This window comes from Flammeovirga sp. SJP92, from assembly GCF_001583495.1.
In the GTDB taxonomy this organism is placed as follows: domain Bacteria; phylum Bacteroidota; class Bacteroidia; order Cytophagales; family Flammeovirgaceae; genus Flammeovirga.
This window is the reverse complement of the sequence record NZ_LQAQ01000018.1, coordinates 40,211-58,558: the sequence shown is the minus strand read 5'-3', so window position 1 is coordinate 58,558 and position 18,348 is coordinate 40,211. Positions and strand designations below refer to the sequence as shown.

Sequence of the window (18,348 nt, the reverse complement as noted above, 5' to 3'; positions counted from 1 at the left end):
GTTTTTCTAATTAGCTAGAGGTTAATCGATACCTAAGCAATTTACAAAATTTATAGGGAACATAATAGAAGCGTACTCTTTGATTGATCCAATCGTAATAGAGGAGGTGGAAGTTCGCTTATTGAAAAGAATCCTTTTATTGTTGTGAATGAGAGGTTTAGTTTTGTTTTTGGAATTACAATAAAAAAAGCTAAATTGATTTTATTCAGTTTATCTCAAAGCTAACTTCTAGTATTTCTTACGTTATTTATCTCAATGCTTGGCAAATAATGATGCCATACAATTCTCAAAAAAATGAAAGACTGACAATAACGAAATAACACAATAGACAGAAGTTATTTTGATACGCTGCTTAATGAAAAACTAACTTTTGAAAACTAACTATGCTTGACGAAAAAATTCAATTCAGTCCGATGATAAAGGATTGTGATACTTTCTCTGTAACTAGAAAAGTAAGGTTCTCTCCACACTTGATAAGTAGAGGTGATGTCTTAGAAAGCTTCGAATTTTCTTATGAAATGGCTTTTGGAAAAGGGTTTCATCGTCATTACAGATCAGGAGGAGCAGTGGTAAGAAAACCAGGAGAAATTTTTGCCAATACGTTCCAAGGTAAACTTGCGGAATTTGCATTTTATCGCTTTCTAATTTCAAGAAATAAACCATGTCCGAAACCAGATTTAACAATAATGGGAGAGGCACTTTGGGATGATGCTGACTTTGAAATTATGAACCGTTCTATAAGCATTAAATCTGCTTGTTTTTTCAGTCAACTGTTACTTTTGGAAATAAAAGATTGGTCATCTGAAGGTATATACCTTCCGAACAATAAGAAGTATGATTATCATTTTTTGATCCGAATAAAAGGAGATGTCAAAAAGCTTCTGAAAAATAAACGATGGTTGTATAAAAACTATTTAAATAAAAGGGATTTGCATGGTTTAATTTTTTCAAAGCAATGGTACTCAGATATTCCTGGTTTTGTAACTCATCAAGATCTAGTTGAATGTATAAAGAGGAAGCAAATCATTTACAAGGGATCTTTTTTGAATTCAGCAAAGACCAAGATAGACGCATCAAATTATTATATACAGGCTGGAGACCTGAGAAAGATCAAATAGTATTGAAAATAGAGAGCAATAATTTCTGGCGTAAATTGACTTAGGATGATAAAAAGGTGTTATCCTAGTTTTTAGGCTAGAACTTCTTTACTTCCTACCACTTTCATAATATTATTTGCAATAGATTGAATCACAGGAACGCTTACTGAGTTGCCGGCTTGTTTGTATAAATGCGAGTTAGCAATTGGAGGTAATTTATAATCATCAGGAAACCCCTGGAAAAGAAAACATTCTCTTGGTGTTAATTTTCTAAAGCCATCAGAAGTAATTACGAGTGGTACATTATGCCCTCCAGTACCCATATTGGCAGTTAGAGTAGGACAGACACTTGATTTGTTCTCTCTAACGTATTTTCTTCTGAACTGATAGACTGTATTTTTATTAATCATGGCTTCTTTAAGCATATTGTACATATACTTGTCCTCTCTGTAGTAAAACTTCTCGTCTACTTTTTGGTCTTCTACAATGTCTGTGACTGTTTTGGTCAATGGTTCTTTATCGGGGAAAGTGAAACCTTCATATTCACCATCAGAGTAATAGTTTTTATCAAAGCAGATGATAAAAATACGTTCTCTATTATGGGGAACATTTCCATAATCTTTTGTATTCAAAACCATAGAATGAAAAGAATAATCACGCTTTTCAATTTCCTCTTTGATGACCTTGAAAGTGTTGCCGTCATCATGACCTACCAGGTTTTTGACATTCTCGAAAAATAGGATTTTTGGTTTCATTTCATCCACAAATTCTAGCATTCTGAAGAAGTGATTGCCTCTATTGTCGTTAAATCCTTTTCTATAGCCAGCCACAGAAAAAGGTTGACATGGAAAACCACCCGCAAGTAGATCAATTTTCTCTAAATTTTGGATGTCAATTTCCATGATATCCCCTTCAATTAGAGTATGATCAAAATTGTGTCTGTAGGTAATGCATGCTTTTTTATCAAATTCATTTGCCCAAGCTATTTGAAACCCTGCATTTTTCAGTCCCATACAGATTCCACCTACACCTGCGTATAAACTTCCAACTTTTAATGCCATAAATAAATGTTTAAAAAATGATCTGCAAAGTTATATGAAATTGGTTTTATCTTAAAATTTTATCACTTAAAGTATTGATGTCAAAAGTCAGTTTTTCAATCACTTTACATAAGATGAATTCAATTATATCTTATTGAGATGGAAGCGTGAGCTCTGATTTGTATTTCAAAATAGATGAGCATATTTGAGCTTGTTCTTCCTTTTTCAACCATGCGTTGTTGTTGCAACTGTGATACTTCTTTTATTTAAAAATCATTGAAGTTTTAAAGAAGAAACTTGCCCCAACATTATTGAAAATGGTGTATAATGTAGATCTTAGCAGTAGATTTTAATGGAAAAAGAATAGGATAACTTTGGAAAATAGATATACATTTGAAGCCCATGGTATTATTTGGAGAGTAATGTACGACCATTCTATTGGTGTGATTTTACTTGAAATGAGAGATGGAGAGCAGAAGGAAGTCAGTTTTGCTGCTTTAGAATTGAAAACAGGAGAGGTGCTTTGGGAAGGTCTTCAGTTGGAAGAAAATTGGTGGGTTTCTATGGCTGGGGTGAAAGATGGTTTCTTGTATTTTTCAGAATTTGATCAAAATGATGCCATTCCCAAAGTCAAAAACCTTCAGAAACTTAACATTAGAGAGGCTGTTTTGGTGGAAGATTATCAAGAAGACCCTGTTCAGCTTCTGAGTGCAGAAGCTTTTGAATTGCCTATTGTGTACCCTGTAGAGTCGGAGCATTATACCACGTTGAGAACGTTTTTACAGCAATTAGATCATGATATAGCAGAAAGCGATATTCATTATTATGAAACACCCAATCAAATAATTTTTGTATTCATTGAAAGGAAAAATAGTGTTCTTCAAAGAAAACTGCTAATTTGTAGCAGGAAGGGAGAGGTCCTATTTCAAGAGGTGATTGATACTGATATCCGTGGTCAAATTATGGATAGTTTTTTTATGGTCGATAATATGCTTTTGTATATTAAGGAGAAAGAAATATGGTGTGGACTATCTCTTGCATCCCTAAACAATTAAATACTCTATAATTAACAATTGACTTATGAGACTTCTAATCATAATTCTTTGCATTTTAAGCTTCTCTTTACAAAACAGTTTTGCACAAACTTCATTAAACCACACTGTAGAAGATCAGGAAACATTATTTTCGATATCAAGAAAATACAATGTAAGTGTAAGCGAGATTGTACAGGCTAATGCGATTCAAAACAATGTCATCAAAATTGGACAAGTATTGGTGATCCCTCAAACAGGAACCGTACAGGAAAATGAAAATCAATGGGATCAGCCAGCCACCGAAGTAGTGAAGGAAGCCTCTAAAACGTATAATGAAGCAGTGTACTATACTGCAAAAGAAGGTGAAACGTTAAGAGGTATTGCTTATACCTATCAAGTTCCCGTCGACAGTCTGTCGGTATGGAATGCATATTTACCTGATCAGCTTTTATCCAATGGACAGCAGATTGTGGTGAGTGTCAATGGAAACGTCAATCAATTGGATCAGAAAACCAAAGAAGTGCAATCCAAATCTTTTGCAGACCTGACACAAGAAGAAGCAAGGGATTATGATATTCCTATGCAAAAAGTAGAAAGAGGGAACGGTCAAGTGGTTGAATTGCCCAACAATACCAGTAAATTAATGGCCCTCCACCGTCAGGAAACGGTGGGATCTTATATAAAAGTAATTAATCCCAATAACGATTTAGAAGCAGTAGTGAGAGTAGTGGCGGCACTGCCCGATCAATCTATTGAGAATGGGGTGATTATTAAGATTTCTGAAGAAGTAGCCAAAAAAATCGGTGCTGTCAATCAAGAATTCAGAATTAGAGTAGAATACAATCAATAGTAATTTATGAGGATAGCATTTTTATCCACTTTTTATCCCTATAGAGGAGGAATTGCTCAATTTGGAGGAGCATTATATAAGGCATTGGAAGAACAGGGACATGAGGTGAAAGCATTCACTTTCAGTAGACAATATCCAGATTTTTTATTTCCTGGTAAGTCGCAGTATGTGGATGAGAATGATACTTCTGATAAAATACCTTCTGAAGAATTATTAGATTCTATCAATCCATTTTCTTATCTGAAAACGGCCAAAGAAATCAGGTCTTACCAGCCGGATGTGTTGGTGACGCAATTCTGGATGTCATTTTTCGGTCCTTCTTGTGGTACCGTGGCTCATTTTGTTGGAAAGGATTGTAAAGTTGTGGGGATCCTTCATAATGTTATTCCTCATGAGGGAAGGTTTTTCGATAAACCTTTTACAAAATATTTCTTGAAACCACATGATGCTTTTATCACCATGAGTGAAGCTGTGGAAAAGGATTTAAGAAAATACGAACCTTTGAAACCATCGGCATTGCGTCCCCATCCATTGTATGATCATTTTGGGGAAATAGCTGATAAAAAAGCTTCTCGAAGAGTATTGAAAGTCGATGAGGAATTAAAGACGATCCTTTTCTTTGGTTTTATTAGAGATTATAAAGGGTTGGATTTATTGATCGAAGCTTTTGATTTAATGGATGATTCCTATCAATTGATCATTGCTGGTGAGGTTTATGGTAGTTTTGAAAGTTATGAAAACCTTATCGCTAAAAATAAGAATAAGGAAAGAATCCATTGTTTTAATCAATACATTTCAGATCAAGAAGTAGCCACTTTTTTCTCTGCTTCAGATGCATGTGTTTTGCCTTACCGCTCGGCCACTCAAAGTGGTGTGACGGCAGTTTCACTTCACTTTGAAGTTCCTTTAATCGCTACTGATGTTGGTGGTTTAAAAGAATTGATCAAAACAGGTGAAACAGGGGAAATTGTGGCAGAAGCAAATGTACAGTTGTTGCATGAAGCACTTCAAAAACTCTTCTCCAACGATTTAGCAATCTATCAAAAACATATTCAAGATCTTAAATTAGAAATGTCTTGGGAGAAATTTGGAGAGAATTTAGTCCGTTTTATTGAGAACTTGAACTAATTAATCTTCAACAGGTTCTAGAAACTGCTCATATACATCACGGATAATATCATCTACCCAAAGTTTATATAAAGCTCCTGATGGATGAAGACCGTCTGAAGCAACTAATTCGGGACGTTCTTTTACTTGCCTTGTAAATGAGGTAATGTTGTGAAAAGCAACATAATTTCTTCTCGTTATACTTTCCTTAATACTGTTATATAGATCAATTTCCTGAGTAATAGCTGTAGAAGGTATAGTATAAGTATACCCATAATCAGGAATACTTAGAACAATTACTTTGCTGGGGTCACCTCCCGCAAAGTTGATTGCAGTTTGAAGAAGCTGATTATATTCTGTTCTGAAAACCTCAATATCAATTCTCTGATATTGATTGTTGACACCAATAAGTAGCGTTACTATATCATATTCCTCTTTGGTAGAGGTACGATCAATAGCATCTATTAGATTTTTTGTGGTCCATCCTGTCTGAGCAATATAGGTGATTTCATTGATATTATACTTCCTATATTCTAGTTCCTCTTTAAGTTGCTCATTCCATCGGTATTCCTTAGAAACGCTTGCACCTATCGTATAAGAATCACCTAAAGCAAGCATATCAAGAGCACGATCAGGAACTTTGAAAGCAGAGGTGTCTGCTGTGGCATTGTATATGTTTTGTGTTGTATTTGTAGTGATTTCTGGATCATCACTGCAAGAACAAAGAAGCAGACCTAGTAAGAGTATTAATGGATTTTTCATGGTGTTGAATTTTATAAATAACACTTTTAGGTAAACTTTTGTTTGTCATTCTTTGTGACCAATATGTCTTATTCTCAAAATTGAATGTAGATTTGTAGAAACTATATCCTATTGTCATGAAATATTTTTTACCTCTTATAGGTTTTATTCTTATCAATTTCAATGTATTCTCACAATCGAAAAAAATTGTGATTCTTCCTGAAACACCAAAAGGAGGTACGCTTTGTAATGCTTATAAAGTGTATAATAATAAGCTGATGATTGAAGGGATGGAGGAAGTTTATAGAAATAAAAAGTACTTCATTGTAAATTCCAGAAAAATGATTCAAGAGTTTGGTAACAATGGAGGCTGTTTTAAAGGCAATGATTGGGTAAAAGATAAATTGCTAAGTCAAAATAAACTGAACTTATATACGGTAGGAAAAGTAACGAAAAAAAATGGTTCCAAGGGAAGTTTTGTAGAACTGGAAATTGAAGTTTATAAAGCATCAAATGAAAAATTATTAGTAAGACAAAAAACGAAGTCAGAAGAGAAATTTACAAATGATCTGAAAGGTCAAGTAAGAGAAGCTTTTGATAAGGTTTTTGATCGATTGATGAGAACTGCGATTGCTAATTATAGAGCGAAGAAATACATTGAAGAGCCACAACTTTTTGCTATTCCACTTGTTGAAAAAGAAGAACAGGAAGTTCAAGTTGAAGAAGTAGTAGTGGAAGAGGAGGTGAAAGAGGAGAAGTTGGAAAGTGATGTAGATATAAATATTCCCATTACATCAAAAGTTAACGAAGATGCCATAGCTGTAATTATTGGCAATCAGAATTATAGAAAAGAAGGTGTGCCAGAAGTGAAATATGCTTTACATGATGCTCAAATCATGAAGCAATACTTGATTAAAACATTCGGTTTTAGAGAAGGTAATATCATTTATGTTGAAAATGCGACTCAGGCCGACTTCAATGCATTTTTTGGTGTTAAAAATAATCCTAAAGGAAAACTATTCAATTATGTGAAGCCTGAGAAATCAGATGTGTTTATCTATTACTCTGGTCATGGTGCACCAGATCCGGAATCACAGAAAGGTTATTTTGTTCCGGTGGATACAGATCCGTCATTGATTCTCTTCAACGGCTATTCTTTAAGTACTTTTTATGAAAATATAGGTTTAGTGCCTTATCGTTCTTTACAGGTGGTTTTGGATGTGTCGTTCAGTGGTGCTACGGATGATGGTATGTTGTTGAAAAATATTTCCCCAGTATTTATAAAAACAGAGAATAAAGTACTGAATGATGAGCAGGCTGTAATTCTAACTGCTGCTTCAACTGAGCAGGTTGCTTCACGTTATTCTGATCAATGTCACGGATTATTTACTTACTATTATTTGAAGGGAATACAAGGAGCTGCAGATCTTAATAATGATCAAAATATTACTTTGAAAGAAATCTCGTCCTACATTAATGAAAAAATTTCTTATCAAGCGAGATTGTTATCCAATAGAACGCAAACCCCTGAAATTCACGGACAACTTGATTTTATCATTAAGAAATAAGGGTATATATCACTATTATAATCTCGCCTTCCTCCTTTAAACACAAAAAAACGAGGTCTAAACTGTGATTTTTTCCAAATGATTTCTATTTTTGCCCTTGATAACAAATTTCTATGCAAAGAAACACGAACATATCATTTAAACTATTCCCTTTTTTAATGGCGATACTAATGCTTGTAGCACTAGGTGCAGAAGCTGTATATGCTGTTACGTCGGAAAAAAATGAGGTAAGTGTGAGTGTAGAAAAAGACGTTGATCAGGAAGAAGGACAACAGAAGCCTACTTACAATGTCTTAAAAGATCAGTCTACTGCAATCCCGCAGAGCACTGAAACAGTAAATTGGTGTAATGTATTTGTAAAGACATTGCCTCAATTAGAAAACTTCAGGTTAATTCTAAAGCCTGTTGCCAAAATTAAACCTACAAAAGAAGTTGTTGATACTTTCCTTTCAACAGCCGTAGCCTGCATCTATACCTATTATGCAGCGCCCAATGCACCCTAGTTATTTCTTATCCCCCTATTACGTATTGACACCGTTTTAACGCTTTTATGGCGTGTATAGCCCTATACACAAAATATCAAAGCCGTGTGTATATATATTAAATTAATCATTTCAGCTATCATATAGTACTTTAATTACAACTATGAGAAACAGAGGTTTTATCCTGTTTATAGCGGTTATTGTAACCCTATTCAGTTTATTTGACTTGTCATTCTCTTTCGTATCTCGCTCAATTCAAAGCGACGCGGATGAGTATGCAATGGATTCAGATGGTCACGTTGACTATTTCAAAAAACAATCTTACATCGACTCACTTTGGAAAACTCCAGTTTACGATTTAGGATTCACTTCATACACTTATGAAGAAGTAAAGAACAAAGAATTAGCTTTAGGTCTTGACTTACAAGGTGGTATGCACGTTACGCTTGAAGTATCTCCAGTAGAGGTAATCAAAGCAATGGCAGGTGCAAATGTTGATGCAGCATTTGAAACAGCATTAGCAGAAGCGGCAAAGGCACAAAAAGAAAACAGAGAGTCATTCACTACTAACTTCTTCGATGCATTAGAAGGTGCAGCTCCAAATGTTCCTTTCGCAACTTACTTTGCTTCATCAGCAAACCGTGGTCGTATTTCTTTCAACTCACCAAACAAGCAAGTAGTTGATTTAGTAGAAAGCGAAGTAGATGGTGCTGTAGATAGAGCATTCGAAATTATCCGTACTCGTATTGACAAGTTTGGTGTTACTCAACCAAACATCCAACGTTTACAAGGTACTAACCGTATTTCAATCGAATTACCAGGTGTAGATAACCCTGAGCGTGTACGTAACTTATTACAAGGTGTTGCAAAGTTAGAGTTCTTAGAAGTTTGGACTAACCAAGAAGCTCAGCCATTCATTTTCCAAATGAACCAAGAGTGGGTGAAACAAGAAGAAGCTCGTAAGAAATTAGCAGGTGACGTTCCTGCTCAAAAAGAAGAAAAAGCTGTTGCTTCAGACAACAACTCTTTATTCGAAGGTGATTCAACTAGTACAGCAGCTGATTCAACTCAAGTTGATGAGACAGTAATCTCTCCACTTTTATCAAAAATGCAAGGTGGTTTAGTTTACTCTGAGAACGATACTTCAGCAGTAAACAAAATGTTACGTGATGAAAACGTAACTTCAGTTGTTCCTTCAGATATGAAATTCTTATGGGGTCACAAAGCAGTGGCAACTCAAGAAGGTGTTAGCTACTTCGAGTTATTCGTAGTAAAGAAAGACCGTGAGGCTAAAATCTCAGGTGACGTAATTACAGACGCTATCCAGTCTTTCGACCAAAGAGCTCAACCTGCAGTATCTATGTCAATGAACGTAGAAGGTGCTAAGAAATGGAAGAAAATGACAGGCCAAAACTTAGGTCGTCGTATCGCTATCTCTTTAGATAACGAAGTATATACTGCTCCAACTGTAAACTCAGAAATCGACGGTGGTCGTTCAGAAATCACAGGTTCTTTTGACATCAACGAAGCAAAAGATTTAGCAAACGTATTAAAAGCAGGTAAATTACCAGCTCCTACTCGTATCATCGAGGAAGTTGTTGTTGGTCCTTCATTAGGTAAAGTTGCTCAATCAGAAGGTATGACTTCAATCCTTATCGGTTTAGGTTTAGTAATCGTATTTATGATTGCTTACTACGCTAAAGGTGGTGTGATTGCCAACGTTGCATTGGGTGCAAACATCTTCTTTATCTTCGGTATCTTAGCAGAGCTTGGTGCTGCATTAACTTTACCAGGTATTGCAGGTATCGTATTGACAATCGGTATGTCGATTGACGCCAACGTACTAATCTTCGAACGTATCCGTGAAGAGCAAAGAGCAGGTAGAGGTATTTTAGAAGCAATCAATAATGGTTTCGACCGTGCATTCTGGACAATCTTTGATGCCAACTTAACAACATTATTGACTGGTGCTTTCCTTTACACATTCGGTATGGGACCAATCAAAGGTTTCGCGGTAACATTAATGATCGGTATCGTTTGTTCATTCTTCTCAGCAGTATTCATTTCTCGTTTGATTGTTTCTTACTTCACTAAGAAGCACGGTGAGAACGTAAGCTTAAACTTCGAAACTGGTTTATCAAAGAAATTAGCGGGTCAGTCGAACTACGATTTCATGGGTAAACGTAAAATCGCTTACATTTTCTCAGCAATCATTATCACATTAGGTATCGGTTCTATCGCTCTAAGCGAAAACGGTCTTAACTTAGGTGTAGACTTTACAGGTGGTCGTACATATATTGTAAACTTCGAAGAAGCTGTTGTTCCTTCAAAATTACAAGGTTCATTAGTAAAAGAAGTAGAAGGTAAGTCAGTTGAAGTAAAAACTTACGGAAACGACAATACTTTAAAAATCACTACAGCTTACTTAGTAGATGATGAGTCTACTGCAGCTGATGATAAAGTACAAGCTGCTATCGTTAAAGGTATTGAGTCATTCACTGGCTTGAAATACTCAGATAAGCAAAAAGTAGATGCAGGTACATTCGTTATTCCTTCAACTTCAAAAGTAGGTGCTACGATTGCAGATGACATCACTGAAGGTGCAGAAGAGGCAGTATTATTCTCTTTAGCGGGTATCTTCTTATATATCTTATTACGTTTCGGTAAGTGGAACTTCGGTGCAGGTGCAGTTGTTGCCTTATTCCACGATACATTAGTTGTATTTGGTGCGTTCGGTATTGCTAACCTTTTAGGTGCAGGTTTCGAATTAGACCAAGTATTCATCGCAGCGGTATTAACAGTAATTGGTTACTCAATTAACGATACCGTGGTAGTATTTGACCGTGTTCGTGAAGAAACTTCAAATGCAACATCAGGTTCTAAAACAATTGATGTAATGAACTCTGCGATCAATGGTACATTAAACCGTACGATTATCACTTCATTCACAACTTTATTAGTAATCTTAGTATTATTAATCTTCGGTGGTGAGGCATTAAGAGGATTCTCATTCTCATTATTTATTGGTATCATGGTTGGTACATACTCTTCAGTATTTATCGCGGCTCCAGTAGTATTTGATACTTCGAAAAAAGAAATCAAAAAAGATCCTGAAGCTATCAAAGCTTAGTTCTTTTAAAAGATAAATTTTTGAAGCCTCCTGAGTGATCAGGGGGCTTTTTTCGTTAAAATAGGTTTTATTGATTAAATGAGTGTTTCTGAATGTAGTCAATACATTGTTATCCGTCGTTTGTAAAAGTTGAACAAACCGTTACCGATGACTATGGATAATCTAATGAACATTTCAAAACTGCTGGCCACAACATTCTTAGCTTTTATATCTTTTAATGGAATAGCCGCAGATGTAGATGATGGGGCTACCTATATTAATAAAAGAGCTTATGGAACCGTAGCCTTTTCCTTTCAGCCCAATGGAAAAGTACAATATGTTTTAGATTATTCTGATGGGAGTTTTTACGAGTTTGAAGGTACATATACAACTTCTGAAGGAAAGATCAACGTATCTCTTGAAGAGGGGCACGGTGAAAATTCAGCAGGTATTAAAATGGATCATTTAGCTCCAAATCGACCTGATATCAAATTGATCAAAGAGGGAGATTTACTCATTGATATGGCTTATGGAGGTAAGGTGATTTTCCATTCTATCGCTTCAAACACAGAAAAGTAGCCTTATTTTTTCTTTATTTAACTTCCTTTAATTACCTATAAATACATTATGAGGTAATTTTCTTTTGGAATTGATTATTTTTGGAAAACCTATCATAAGAATTTACGTCTTATTTTAAGGAATTAAATAACACAAATTTTACCGGAATGAAACTTATAAAAATCGCCTTTATAGCATTATTAAGCTCATTATCACTTTCAGCTTTTGCACAATCTTATCCTTTTGACAATCAATTGGTGTTTAGTCAGATGCATAACGGACGTGCTTTAGAATATCCAAAAGTATCTCTAATGATTGGAGAAAATGATTACTTGGGTGCTAGAGTAGTAATGGAAGAAGATGGAGGAACACAATATATGCTATGTGACTTTGAAAATAATAAATACTTGATTTTAATGCGTCAATTCGGCCAAAAGATTGCCATTGAATCTCCAGTTGATCCTTCTACAGTTGACGTTTATGGAATTAATTCTGTAAAAGCAGTTGAAAATAAGAAGATCAAAAAAGAAATCTTAGGTACTAAATGCCGTGTTTATGAAGGCGAAAAAGACGGCCAAAGAGTTTATATCTATATTGGCAAGTTGTCAGTGCCTGCAAAAGGTATCGAAAACTTGACAAAAGTAATGACGAAAGAGGTTGGTATAGATCTTTCTGATGGTGAAATGTTATTAGGTTTTAGCTTTATTGATGAAGCAAAAAATCAAAGAATGGATGTTGAGGCAACTCAAATTATCAACAAGAAGTACACTTTATCAACGGCAGGATATACTAAAATGAGTACAAGTGGTTTTGGTTTCTAATCCAAAATCAAATAAGAATATATTGAAGCCCATATCTTAACCTTAAGGTATGGGCTTTTTTATTTAATCAATTCTTCAAAAGATTTATGATATGCTTCTCCAAAAAAGCTAAGGTGATTCTTAGTGAATTTTGAATATTCTTGATGTGCTTGAATTTTCTTATCCATCAAAAGAAGCGTGTTTATTTTCAATATTAGAGCATCTTCATCTAACTTGTCATATTGGAAAATACAATCTGTAATTTGTTCTATCCATGGAATATGTTTTTTGGTTTTGGCAAACTTTAAAAGTGTATTGATTAGATCTGTTTTGAGATTAGAGATTGTATCATCTAAATATTCAAAGGCCATTGGTCGTAATAAATTTCCCTTTGCAACAATATGAAAGAAGGCAATAAAACAGTCGCTACTTTCAAAATTATCACTCTCTAATTGTGTTTTTAATTGCGTAAATACCTCAAATTCGTTGTAAAAGTCAGGGGCATATTCAAATGACCAACCTTTATTGTTGTACACAAGTTGAATTCCATCACATTGTTCTAGAATAATTCTTAATCTTCTAACAGTGACTGATCTATTGTTTTTTGATTTTGGTTTTGGTGCATTAGGCCACAAAAGTTGTGTCAACTCAGATGTGCTGACAGGTCGTTTGTGTGTATAAGGATAAAAAAGTACAATTAAGAACAGTTGTCGTAACTTCTCTGTAATTTGATCTGTTATTTTATTTCCATCACGGTCAATAAGCTCCAGTTTTCCAAAAATCAAGAATGCATTTTTGCCTTGAACTGGTGTACTGATATTCGGAATTTCTTCAGTATGATGTCTAGAAACCTTTTCCTCTACTTTTTCTTTTTTGGAAGGAGAAGAACCCTTGAAATTATGACTGATGACAAAGAAAAAAATGACGAGACCAACAATCAGAATGATATAGCTGTATTGAAAATTGGAAGGTGTGTATTTTTTATTTTTGCTTAACTCCACCATTTCCGAAGCACTAATTGGAGGGCCTTTTAATTCATATATAGTCAACTTTGATTTATTCTGGTCATAATTGCCGTTCAAGTGACAGAGGTAGAAAGAGTTGTTTTTAGAATTCTTGAATAGCTTTATTTGTGATTCAGTATCTCTATATTTTACCACTAAAGTATCACTGACTGTTTCTACATTTCCATCTTTGATATTGATTTTAGCCAGTTGAATTGTAGTGTTGTATTGACGATTGAGCAGTAGTATGCTGTAAAAATTTTCACCTTGTTTATCCAAATAGATATTCCCTGCATTGCTCATGTTTTTGATTGGAGGATCAAAGCTCCATAACTTATGGATTGAATCTGTTTTGGTGTCGATCTTATATAAATCATGAAAAAATTGAGTGCCTAGAACTTGATAGCCATTTTCATTTCCGACACCACCGTAAAGTAGATATTCTTTCGAATTGAGTTTATATTGTCCCATTCTGTAGCGTGGAGCTATGCTGTCCCCTTTTAATTCACAAGCTTCCCAACGTGCCCAGTATCGGTTGTATTTTCGGTAATCCGTTTTATATTTAAATCGTCCATATCCATTGATCTCTTTGAATTGACGACTGTGCTCATTATAAAAAATATTCGGGTACCAATAGTTGATCACCTTGTTGTTGTAAATTTTTCGAGTGGCCAGAGTGTCACCATGAGCTAAGGAGGAAACGGTATTTCCTCGTATGTCAAAAAGTAAGAAACGCTTCTCATTAGGAAGATGAAGCCCTTCAAAAATGCCATTGTCCACAGCTCTAAGAGGTACGTGCGTAGTAGTAATATTTCCAGATCGGACGTCATACCGATGAAGGAACTTCTGGTCAGCGGTTACGATTTCCTGCTTTAAGGAATCAAACATAATGGCAGGATGAAAACCACATTCTAATTCCGTAATTTTTCTCCAATGATGGTGATCCTTTAATATCCAGTGAGGATAGCTCACTTTACCATCTAATCCATGATGAATTTCTCTAGCAATGTTACCCTGATATTCATTTAATGGCCATTCATAAACATCACTCAAAGATGAAAATTTCACAGACTGAATTGTGAAAGAAGGAATATCGGTGATTTCAAAACCTTGCTGATTTGAAGCTCCAAATTCTAACTGTAATGATTTGAAAGTGGGAAGTGGAGGATATTCAGCTTTAAATTCATTTCCATCTAAAACTACAGTGAACTGCTGTGAATTTTGATCTACAATAAATTTAAAAAATGTCCAGTCAATATATTTTGAATACTTTTTAAGTGGAATACTAAGAATGTGATTTTTCTTGTCAAGTACAATTAATAAACTCTGATTGATACCATTAATACTTGGATTGTAGATGACATCAATGGTGTGTTCCTGTTCAGTAATAACTCTTAGAATACGACCGATTTCATTCCCTTTTTCAAGAGAAAAATCAAAACTTAATTCAAAATATGAATCAGTATTTATTCCATTTTCTTTAGGTAGTTTCAAAGAAGTTGGTCGTTCTTTTTCAATGGAAGAACCCTTGAATAGTAAACCTCCTTGTGCATAAGCTTTGTTGAAAATGAATGATTGTATAAGTATGAAATAGATAAAAAGTCTGTTCATATTAGTTGGTTCTAGTTGATGAAGTGGATCTGTTGGTGAATTGAAATAGTGATAGCTTTTGGATGTAGTACTTACCTGCGATTTCTTAAACATATTTTATTAAAGCAAACTCGTTACTTAGGATTGTTGATGTGTATTGTGTTGAGTGTCTAATTTTAGATTTATTAATAATTTTATCCCATTTGTACTCCCATTTGTAAGTGATAAATGCCTCCTATACCCTGTAACATTGTGATAAGCTTTTTAAGAAGAAAGTATAAAACTAACAAGAGGTTTCAGACTTGCTCTATTAAAAAGGATTTGTTCATAACGTTTCAATTCAGATAAAAATGTATAAACTAAAACTGTTTGCGTTCGTCATTTTTATAATAACGAACCTGACTTCTTACGCTCAAAATAATATCAATGGTCAAGTGCTCGATGCAAAAGACCAAGCCACGCTCCCTGGTGTAAATATTTCCATTCAAGGTACTTCAAATGGAGTGATCACAGATATGGATGGGAAGTTTACATTGGATGTAGAGTTAGGCCAGATAATGATTTTCACTTTTGTGGGATATCAGCAAAAAGAAGTAGAGGTGGTAAACCTAGAAAATATTACTGTAGTATTGGAGGAAGAAGTAGAAGAACTGAAAGAGGTAGTAGTGACGGCTCTCGGTATTTCTAAAGAAAAACAGGCTTTGGGATATGCTGTTTCTGAAGTGGGAGGAGATGATTTAACTCAAGTCAATACAGGTTCTGTAGCCAATAGTTTGGGGGGTAGAGTGACAGGAGTTCAGATTTCAGGAAACAGGCCTGGACAGGCATCATCTATTTCAATTCGAGGTAATGCATCCCTGAAGGGAAATAATTATCCGCTGATTGTCATTGATGGTGTGCCGATGGATGGAGGAACCAAAGGAGGTGTTGGTAAATGGGGTGGTACTGACAAAGGAGATGCCCTATCTATGATTAATCCAGATGATATTGCTTCAACAAGTGTATTGAAAGGTGCGGCTGCAACGGCATTGTATGGATCTAGAGCTTCAAATGGAGTTTTGTTGATTACGACAAAAACAGGTAAAAAGAAAGATGGAATAGGGGTAGACTTTAACTCTTCTATGATATGGAGTGTACCCAATGATATGTTGACTTCCCGACAAAATATTTATGGACAAGGTGTGCAGGGGAGAATACCTTCATCAGAAGCTGAAGTTAGAGATACAGGACTGTCAAGCTGGGGAGCTAAGATGAACGATCAAGATTATACGGGTTTTGATGGTAACACTTATCGTTATAGTGACCGATGGGACCCAATGTCATTATTCAGTACAGGTCATGTTTTTAATAATAGTATTGCGGTTTCGGCAGGAAATGAAGCTGTACAAACAAGGGTCTCTTATGCCAACCAACAGGTCCAAGACATACAACCTAATTCTACAATTAAAAGAAATTCAATATCAGCAAGAGTTAATACAGATCAATCGAAACGGTTATTTATAGATACAAAACTGACTTATATTCATCAAGATGCAAGCAGGTCCTCAGGTGGAGAGTCGACTTTTAATCCATCGAATGCTTATCACAAAATGCCTGCTACTCAATCTTCAGAAATCCTGAAAAGAAATCGAGCTCAGCCAAGCTTTATTAATGACGTTTATACATTGAATCCTTATTGGGTAATGGACAATCTGAACATTACAGATATTGAAAATAAGGTGCTATTATCAGCAAATGTTGGTTTTGAGTTATTCAAAGGGGTTAAAATTAATTATAGAAATGGCCTTGACTTTACTTCAGGGAGAGATTTGAGTATTACACCTGTGGGTACGCCTTACATCAGTAATGGAGAAAGTAAAGAAAGTATGAAAGAACGTTATGAAATGAATCATGATTTGTATTTAAGTTTGAATAAAGACTTCGGAAAGTTTAATATCTCAGGAATTATGGGGGCTAATATGATGCGATTTTCTCAGAATAATGTTGGGATAGAGATGACGCAATTTTATTCAGATTGGTATCATGTAAGTAATGCAGGTTTGGTGTCAGGAACACAAAATCATTCTGAAAAAGAAATGAATTCGATTTACGGATCTTTGGATTTTGGTTATGATAGCTGGTTGTATTTGACTGTGACAGGAAGAAATGATTGGACCTCAACATTACCTGCCGGAAATAATTCGTATTTCTATCCTTCTTTCAGTTCAAGTATTGTATTCTCTGAAAAAATAAACTTACCAGTTTGGTTCACATTGGCAAAGGTTAGAGGATCATGGGCACAAGTAGGTTCAGATACTGATCCTTATAAATTGTATCAGACTTTCAGAACAGCTGGCAATGGTTTCAACAATAAAAATGGAAATAGAATTTTGCCAGCAGGGTATTCTGGAGCAATGAATAATGCAGATTTATTACCAGAAATGACTTCTTCTATAGAGTTCGGAGCAGACCTTGGTTTCTTTCATGATAGAATCAATTTCAATTTCACTTACTATGATCAGGTGACAGAAGATCAGATTATCAATATGGATATTTCAGATGCTTCAGGTTTTACAAGCAGAATGGTGAATGCCGGAAGTATGAGCAATACTGGTTATGAAGTGTCGTTAAATCTTGTGCCTGTTGTGAATAGAAATTTCCATTGGAATGTTGGAATCCATTATACTCAAAATAAAAACAAAGTGAACAGTTTGATTGGTGATATGCAGAAAATTACCATCAGTGATTATGGTGATGTGAGAGTAGATGCCATCGTTGGTGAAGAATATGGAGTGATCATGGGTAGAGATTATTCAAGAAATGAGAATGGTGAAATTGAATACGATGAGAATGGAATTCCTAATTATACATCAGAGTTGGTGTCAATTGGAAGTATGAATCCCACAGCAATTTTAGGTTATACATCAAGCTTCAATTATAAGAAATTTTCATTGAATGTTGTATTGGATCAGCAGATTGGTGGACAGTTTTATTCTGGAACAAATGCTGATATGTATCAATCTGGAACACATATCAATACTTTAGAAGGAAGAGATCTTTATTATACTCAAGGTATTGGTCCAAATCCTGAAATCTACTACAACAGAATTTCAGAAATCAATTCAGAGTTTATCCGAGATGCTTCTTACATCAGAGTGAAAGAAATCAGTTTAGGTTATGGTTTTTCTAAATCATTATTAGAAAAAATACACTTGTCTTCTGCAAGAATATCGGCAGTGTTTAGTAATCCATTTTTTATTTGGAAAGCAACCGAAAATGTAGATCCGACAGCCATTCTAAACGCTTCAAGTACAGGTAGAGCTGTTGAAATGATAGCTCTTCCCTCTGTAAGAAGCTACGGTTTTAATCTAAATGTCTCATTCTAAATA

The 18,348-nt window shown here is 35.0% G+C and carries 13 protein-coding genes; 10 read left to right on the top strand and 3 right to left on the bottom strand.

Annotated elements, in window-relative coordinates; genetic code table 11:
• Positions 1-383: 383 nt before the first annotated feature.
• Positions 384-1,118: a hypothetical protein gene (locus tag AVL50_RS04025; RefSeq protein ID WP_062615200.1), complete on the top strand. Its 735-nt coding sequence runs from the start codon at positions 384-386 to the stop codon at positions 1,116-1,118.
• 71 nt (positions 1,119-1,189) lie between these two features.
• On the opposite strand, the gene dcm is transcribed toward AVL50_RS04025, so the two are convergent.
• Entirely contained in the window at positions 1,190-2,158 is a 969-nt protein-coding gene (gene dcm / locus AVL50_RS04020) for a DNA (cytosine-5-)-methyltransferase (protein ID WP_062615199.1), read from the bottom strand.
• Positions 2,159-2,511: 353 nt separating this feature from the next.
• On the opposite strand from dcm, the gene AVL50_RS04015 reads away from it, so the two are divergent.
• The 3 genes from AVL50_RS04015 to AVL50_RS04005 are packed head-to-tail and all read left to right on the top strand — an operon-like array spanning position 2,512 to position 5,149.
• Positions 2,512-3,192, top strand: a complete 681-nt coding sequence (locus tag AVL50_RS04015) for a DUF4905 domain-containing protein (RefSeq protein ID WP_157491134.1) — start codon at positions 2,512-2,514, stop codon at positions 3,190-3,192.
• A gap of 25 nt (positions 3,193-3,217) precedes the next feature.
• Positions 3,218-4,021, top strand: a complete 804-nt coding sequence (locus AVL50_RS04010) for a LysM peptidoglycan-binding domain-containing protein (RefSeq protein ID WP_062615197.1) — start codon at positions 3,218-3,220, stop codon at positions 4,019-4,021.
• 6 nt (positions 4,022-4,027) lie between these two features.
• Positions 4,028-5,149 (top strand): glycosyltransferase, encoded by a 1,122-nt coding sequence (locus AVL50_RS04005; protein ID WP_062615196.1) that lies wholly within the window; start codon positions 4,028-4,030, stop codon positions 5,147-5,149.
• Here AVL50_RS04005 and AVL50_RS04000 read toward each other — a convergent pair whose 3' ends face one another.
• Entirely contained in the window at positions 5,150-5,890 is a 741-nt protein-coding gene (locus AVL50_RS04000; protein ID WP_062615195.1) for a GDSL-type esterase/lipase family protein, read from the bottom strand.
• A gap of 116 nt (positions 5,891-6,006) precedes the next feature.
• Here AVL50_RS04000 and AVL50_RS03995 point away from each other — a divergent pair, with 116 nt between their 5' ends.
• From AVL50_RS03995 to AVL50_RS03975, 5 genes are all read left to right on the top strand, one after another.
• The gene (locus AVL50_RS03995; protein WP_062615194.1) at positions 6,007-7,437 is read left to right on the top strand and encodes a caspase family protein; all 1,431 of its coding nucleotides are present in this window, start codon (positions 6,007-6,009) and stop codon (positions 7,435-7,437) included.
• 170 nt (positions 7,438-7,607) lie between these two features.
• A complete protein-coding gene (locus AVL50_RS03990) occupies positions 7,608-7,940 on the top strand; it encodes a hypothetical protein (protein ID WP_062615193.1) in 333 nt (110 codons plus the stop codon).
• A 142-nt stretch (positions 7,941-8,082) separates the two neighbouring features.
• Positions 8,083-11,049 (top strand): protein translocase subunit SecDF, encoded by a 2,967-nt coding sequence (secDF, locus tag AVL50_RS03985; RefSeq protein ID WP_062615192.1) that lies wholly within the window; start codon positions 8,083-8,085, stop codon positions 11,047-11,049.
• Positions 11,050-11,202: 153 nt separating this feature from the next.
• The gene (locus AVL50_RS03980) at positions 11,203-11,607 is read left to right on the top strand and encodes a lipocalin family protein (RefSeq protein WP_157491133.1); all 405 of its coding nucleotides are present in this window, start codon (positions 11,203-11,205) and stop codon (positions 11,605-11,607) included.
• Positions 11,608-11,753: 146 nt separating this feature from the next.
• Entirely contained in the window at positions 11,754-12,407 is a 654-nt protein-coding gene (locus AVL50_RS03975) for a hypothetical protein (RefSeq protein ID WP_062615190.1), read from the top strand.
• Positions 12,408-12,466: 59 nt separating this feature from the next.
• Here the strand turns inward: AVL50_RS03975 and AVL50_RS03970 are convergent, their stop codons facing one another.
• Positions 12,467-15,094 carry a hypothetical protein gene (locus AVL50_RS03970; protein ID WP_062615189.1) on the bottom strand — a complete coding sequence of 876 codons (2,628 nt, stop codon included), beginning with the start codon at positions 15,092-15,094 and terminating at the stop codon, positions 12,467-12,469.
• 236 nt (positions 15,095-15,330) lie between these two features.
• On the opposite strand from AVL50_RS03970, the gene AVL50_RS03965 reads away from it, so the two are divergent.
• Positions 15,331-18,345 (top strand): SusC/RagA family TonB-linked outer membrane protein, encoded by a 3,015-nt coding sequence (locus AVL50_RS03965; RefSeq protein ID WP_062615188.1) that lies wholly within the window; start codon positions 15,331-15,333, stop codon positions 18,343-18,345.
• The last annotated feature ends 3 nt before the right edge of the window (positions 18,346-18,348 follow it).

Coding starts and splice junctions, on each gene's coding strand:
- AVL50_RS04025 (WP_062615200.1), top strand. CDS start 384: ATGCTTGACGAAAAAATTCAATTCAGTCCGATGATAAAGGATTGTGAT.
- dcm (WP_062615199.1), bottom strand. CDS start 2,158: ATGGCATTAAAAGTTGGAAGTTTATACGCAGGTGTAGGTGGAATCTGT.
- AVL50_RS04010 (WP_062615197.1), top strand. CDS start 3,218: ATGAGACTTCTAATCATAATTCTTTGCATTTTAAGCTTCTCTTTACAA.
- AVL50_RS04005 (WP_062615196.1), top strand. CDS start 4,028: ATGAGGATAGCATTTTTATCCACTTTTTATCCCTATAGAGGAGGAATT.
- AVL50_RS04000 (WP_062615195.1), bottom strand. CDS start 5,890: ATGAAAAATCCATTAATACTCTTACTAGGTCTGCTTCTTTGTTCTTGC.
- AVL50_RS03995 (WP_062615194.1), top strand. CDS start 6,007: ATGAAATATTTTTTACCTCTTATAGGTTTTATTCTTATCAATTTCAAT.
- AVL50_RS03990 (WP_062615193.1), top strand. CDS start 7,608: ATGCTTGTAGCACTAGGTGCAGAAGCTGTATATGCTGTTACGTCGGAA.
- secDF (WP_062615192.1), top strand. CDS start 8,083: ATGAGAAACAGAGGTTTTATCCTGTTTATAGCGGTTATTGTAACCCTA.
- AVL50_RS03980 (WP_157491133.1), top strand. CDS start 11,203: ATGGATAATCTAATGAACATTTCAAAACTGCTGGCCACAACATTCTTA.
- AVL50_RS03975 (WP_062615190.1), top strand. CDS start 11,754: ATGAAACTTATAAAAATCGCCTTTATAGCATTATTAAGCTCATTATCA.
- AVL50_RS03970 (WP_062615189.1), bottom strand. CDS start 15,094: ATGTTTAAGAAATCGCAGGTAAGTACTACATCCAAAAGCTATCACTAT.
- AVL50_RS03965 (WP_062615188.1), top strand. CDS start 15,331: ATGTATAAACTAAAACTGTTTGCGTTCGTCATTTTTATAATAACGAAC.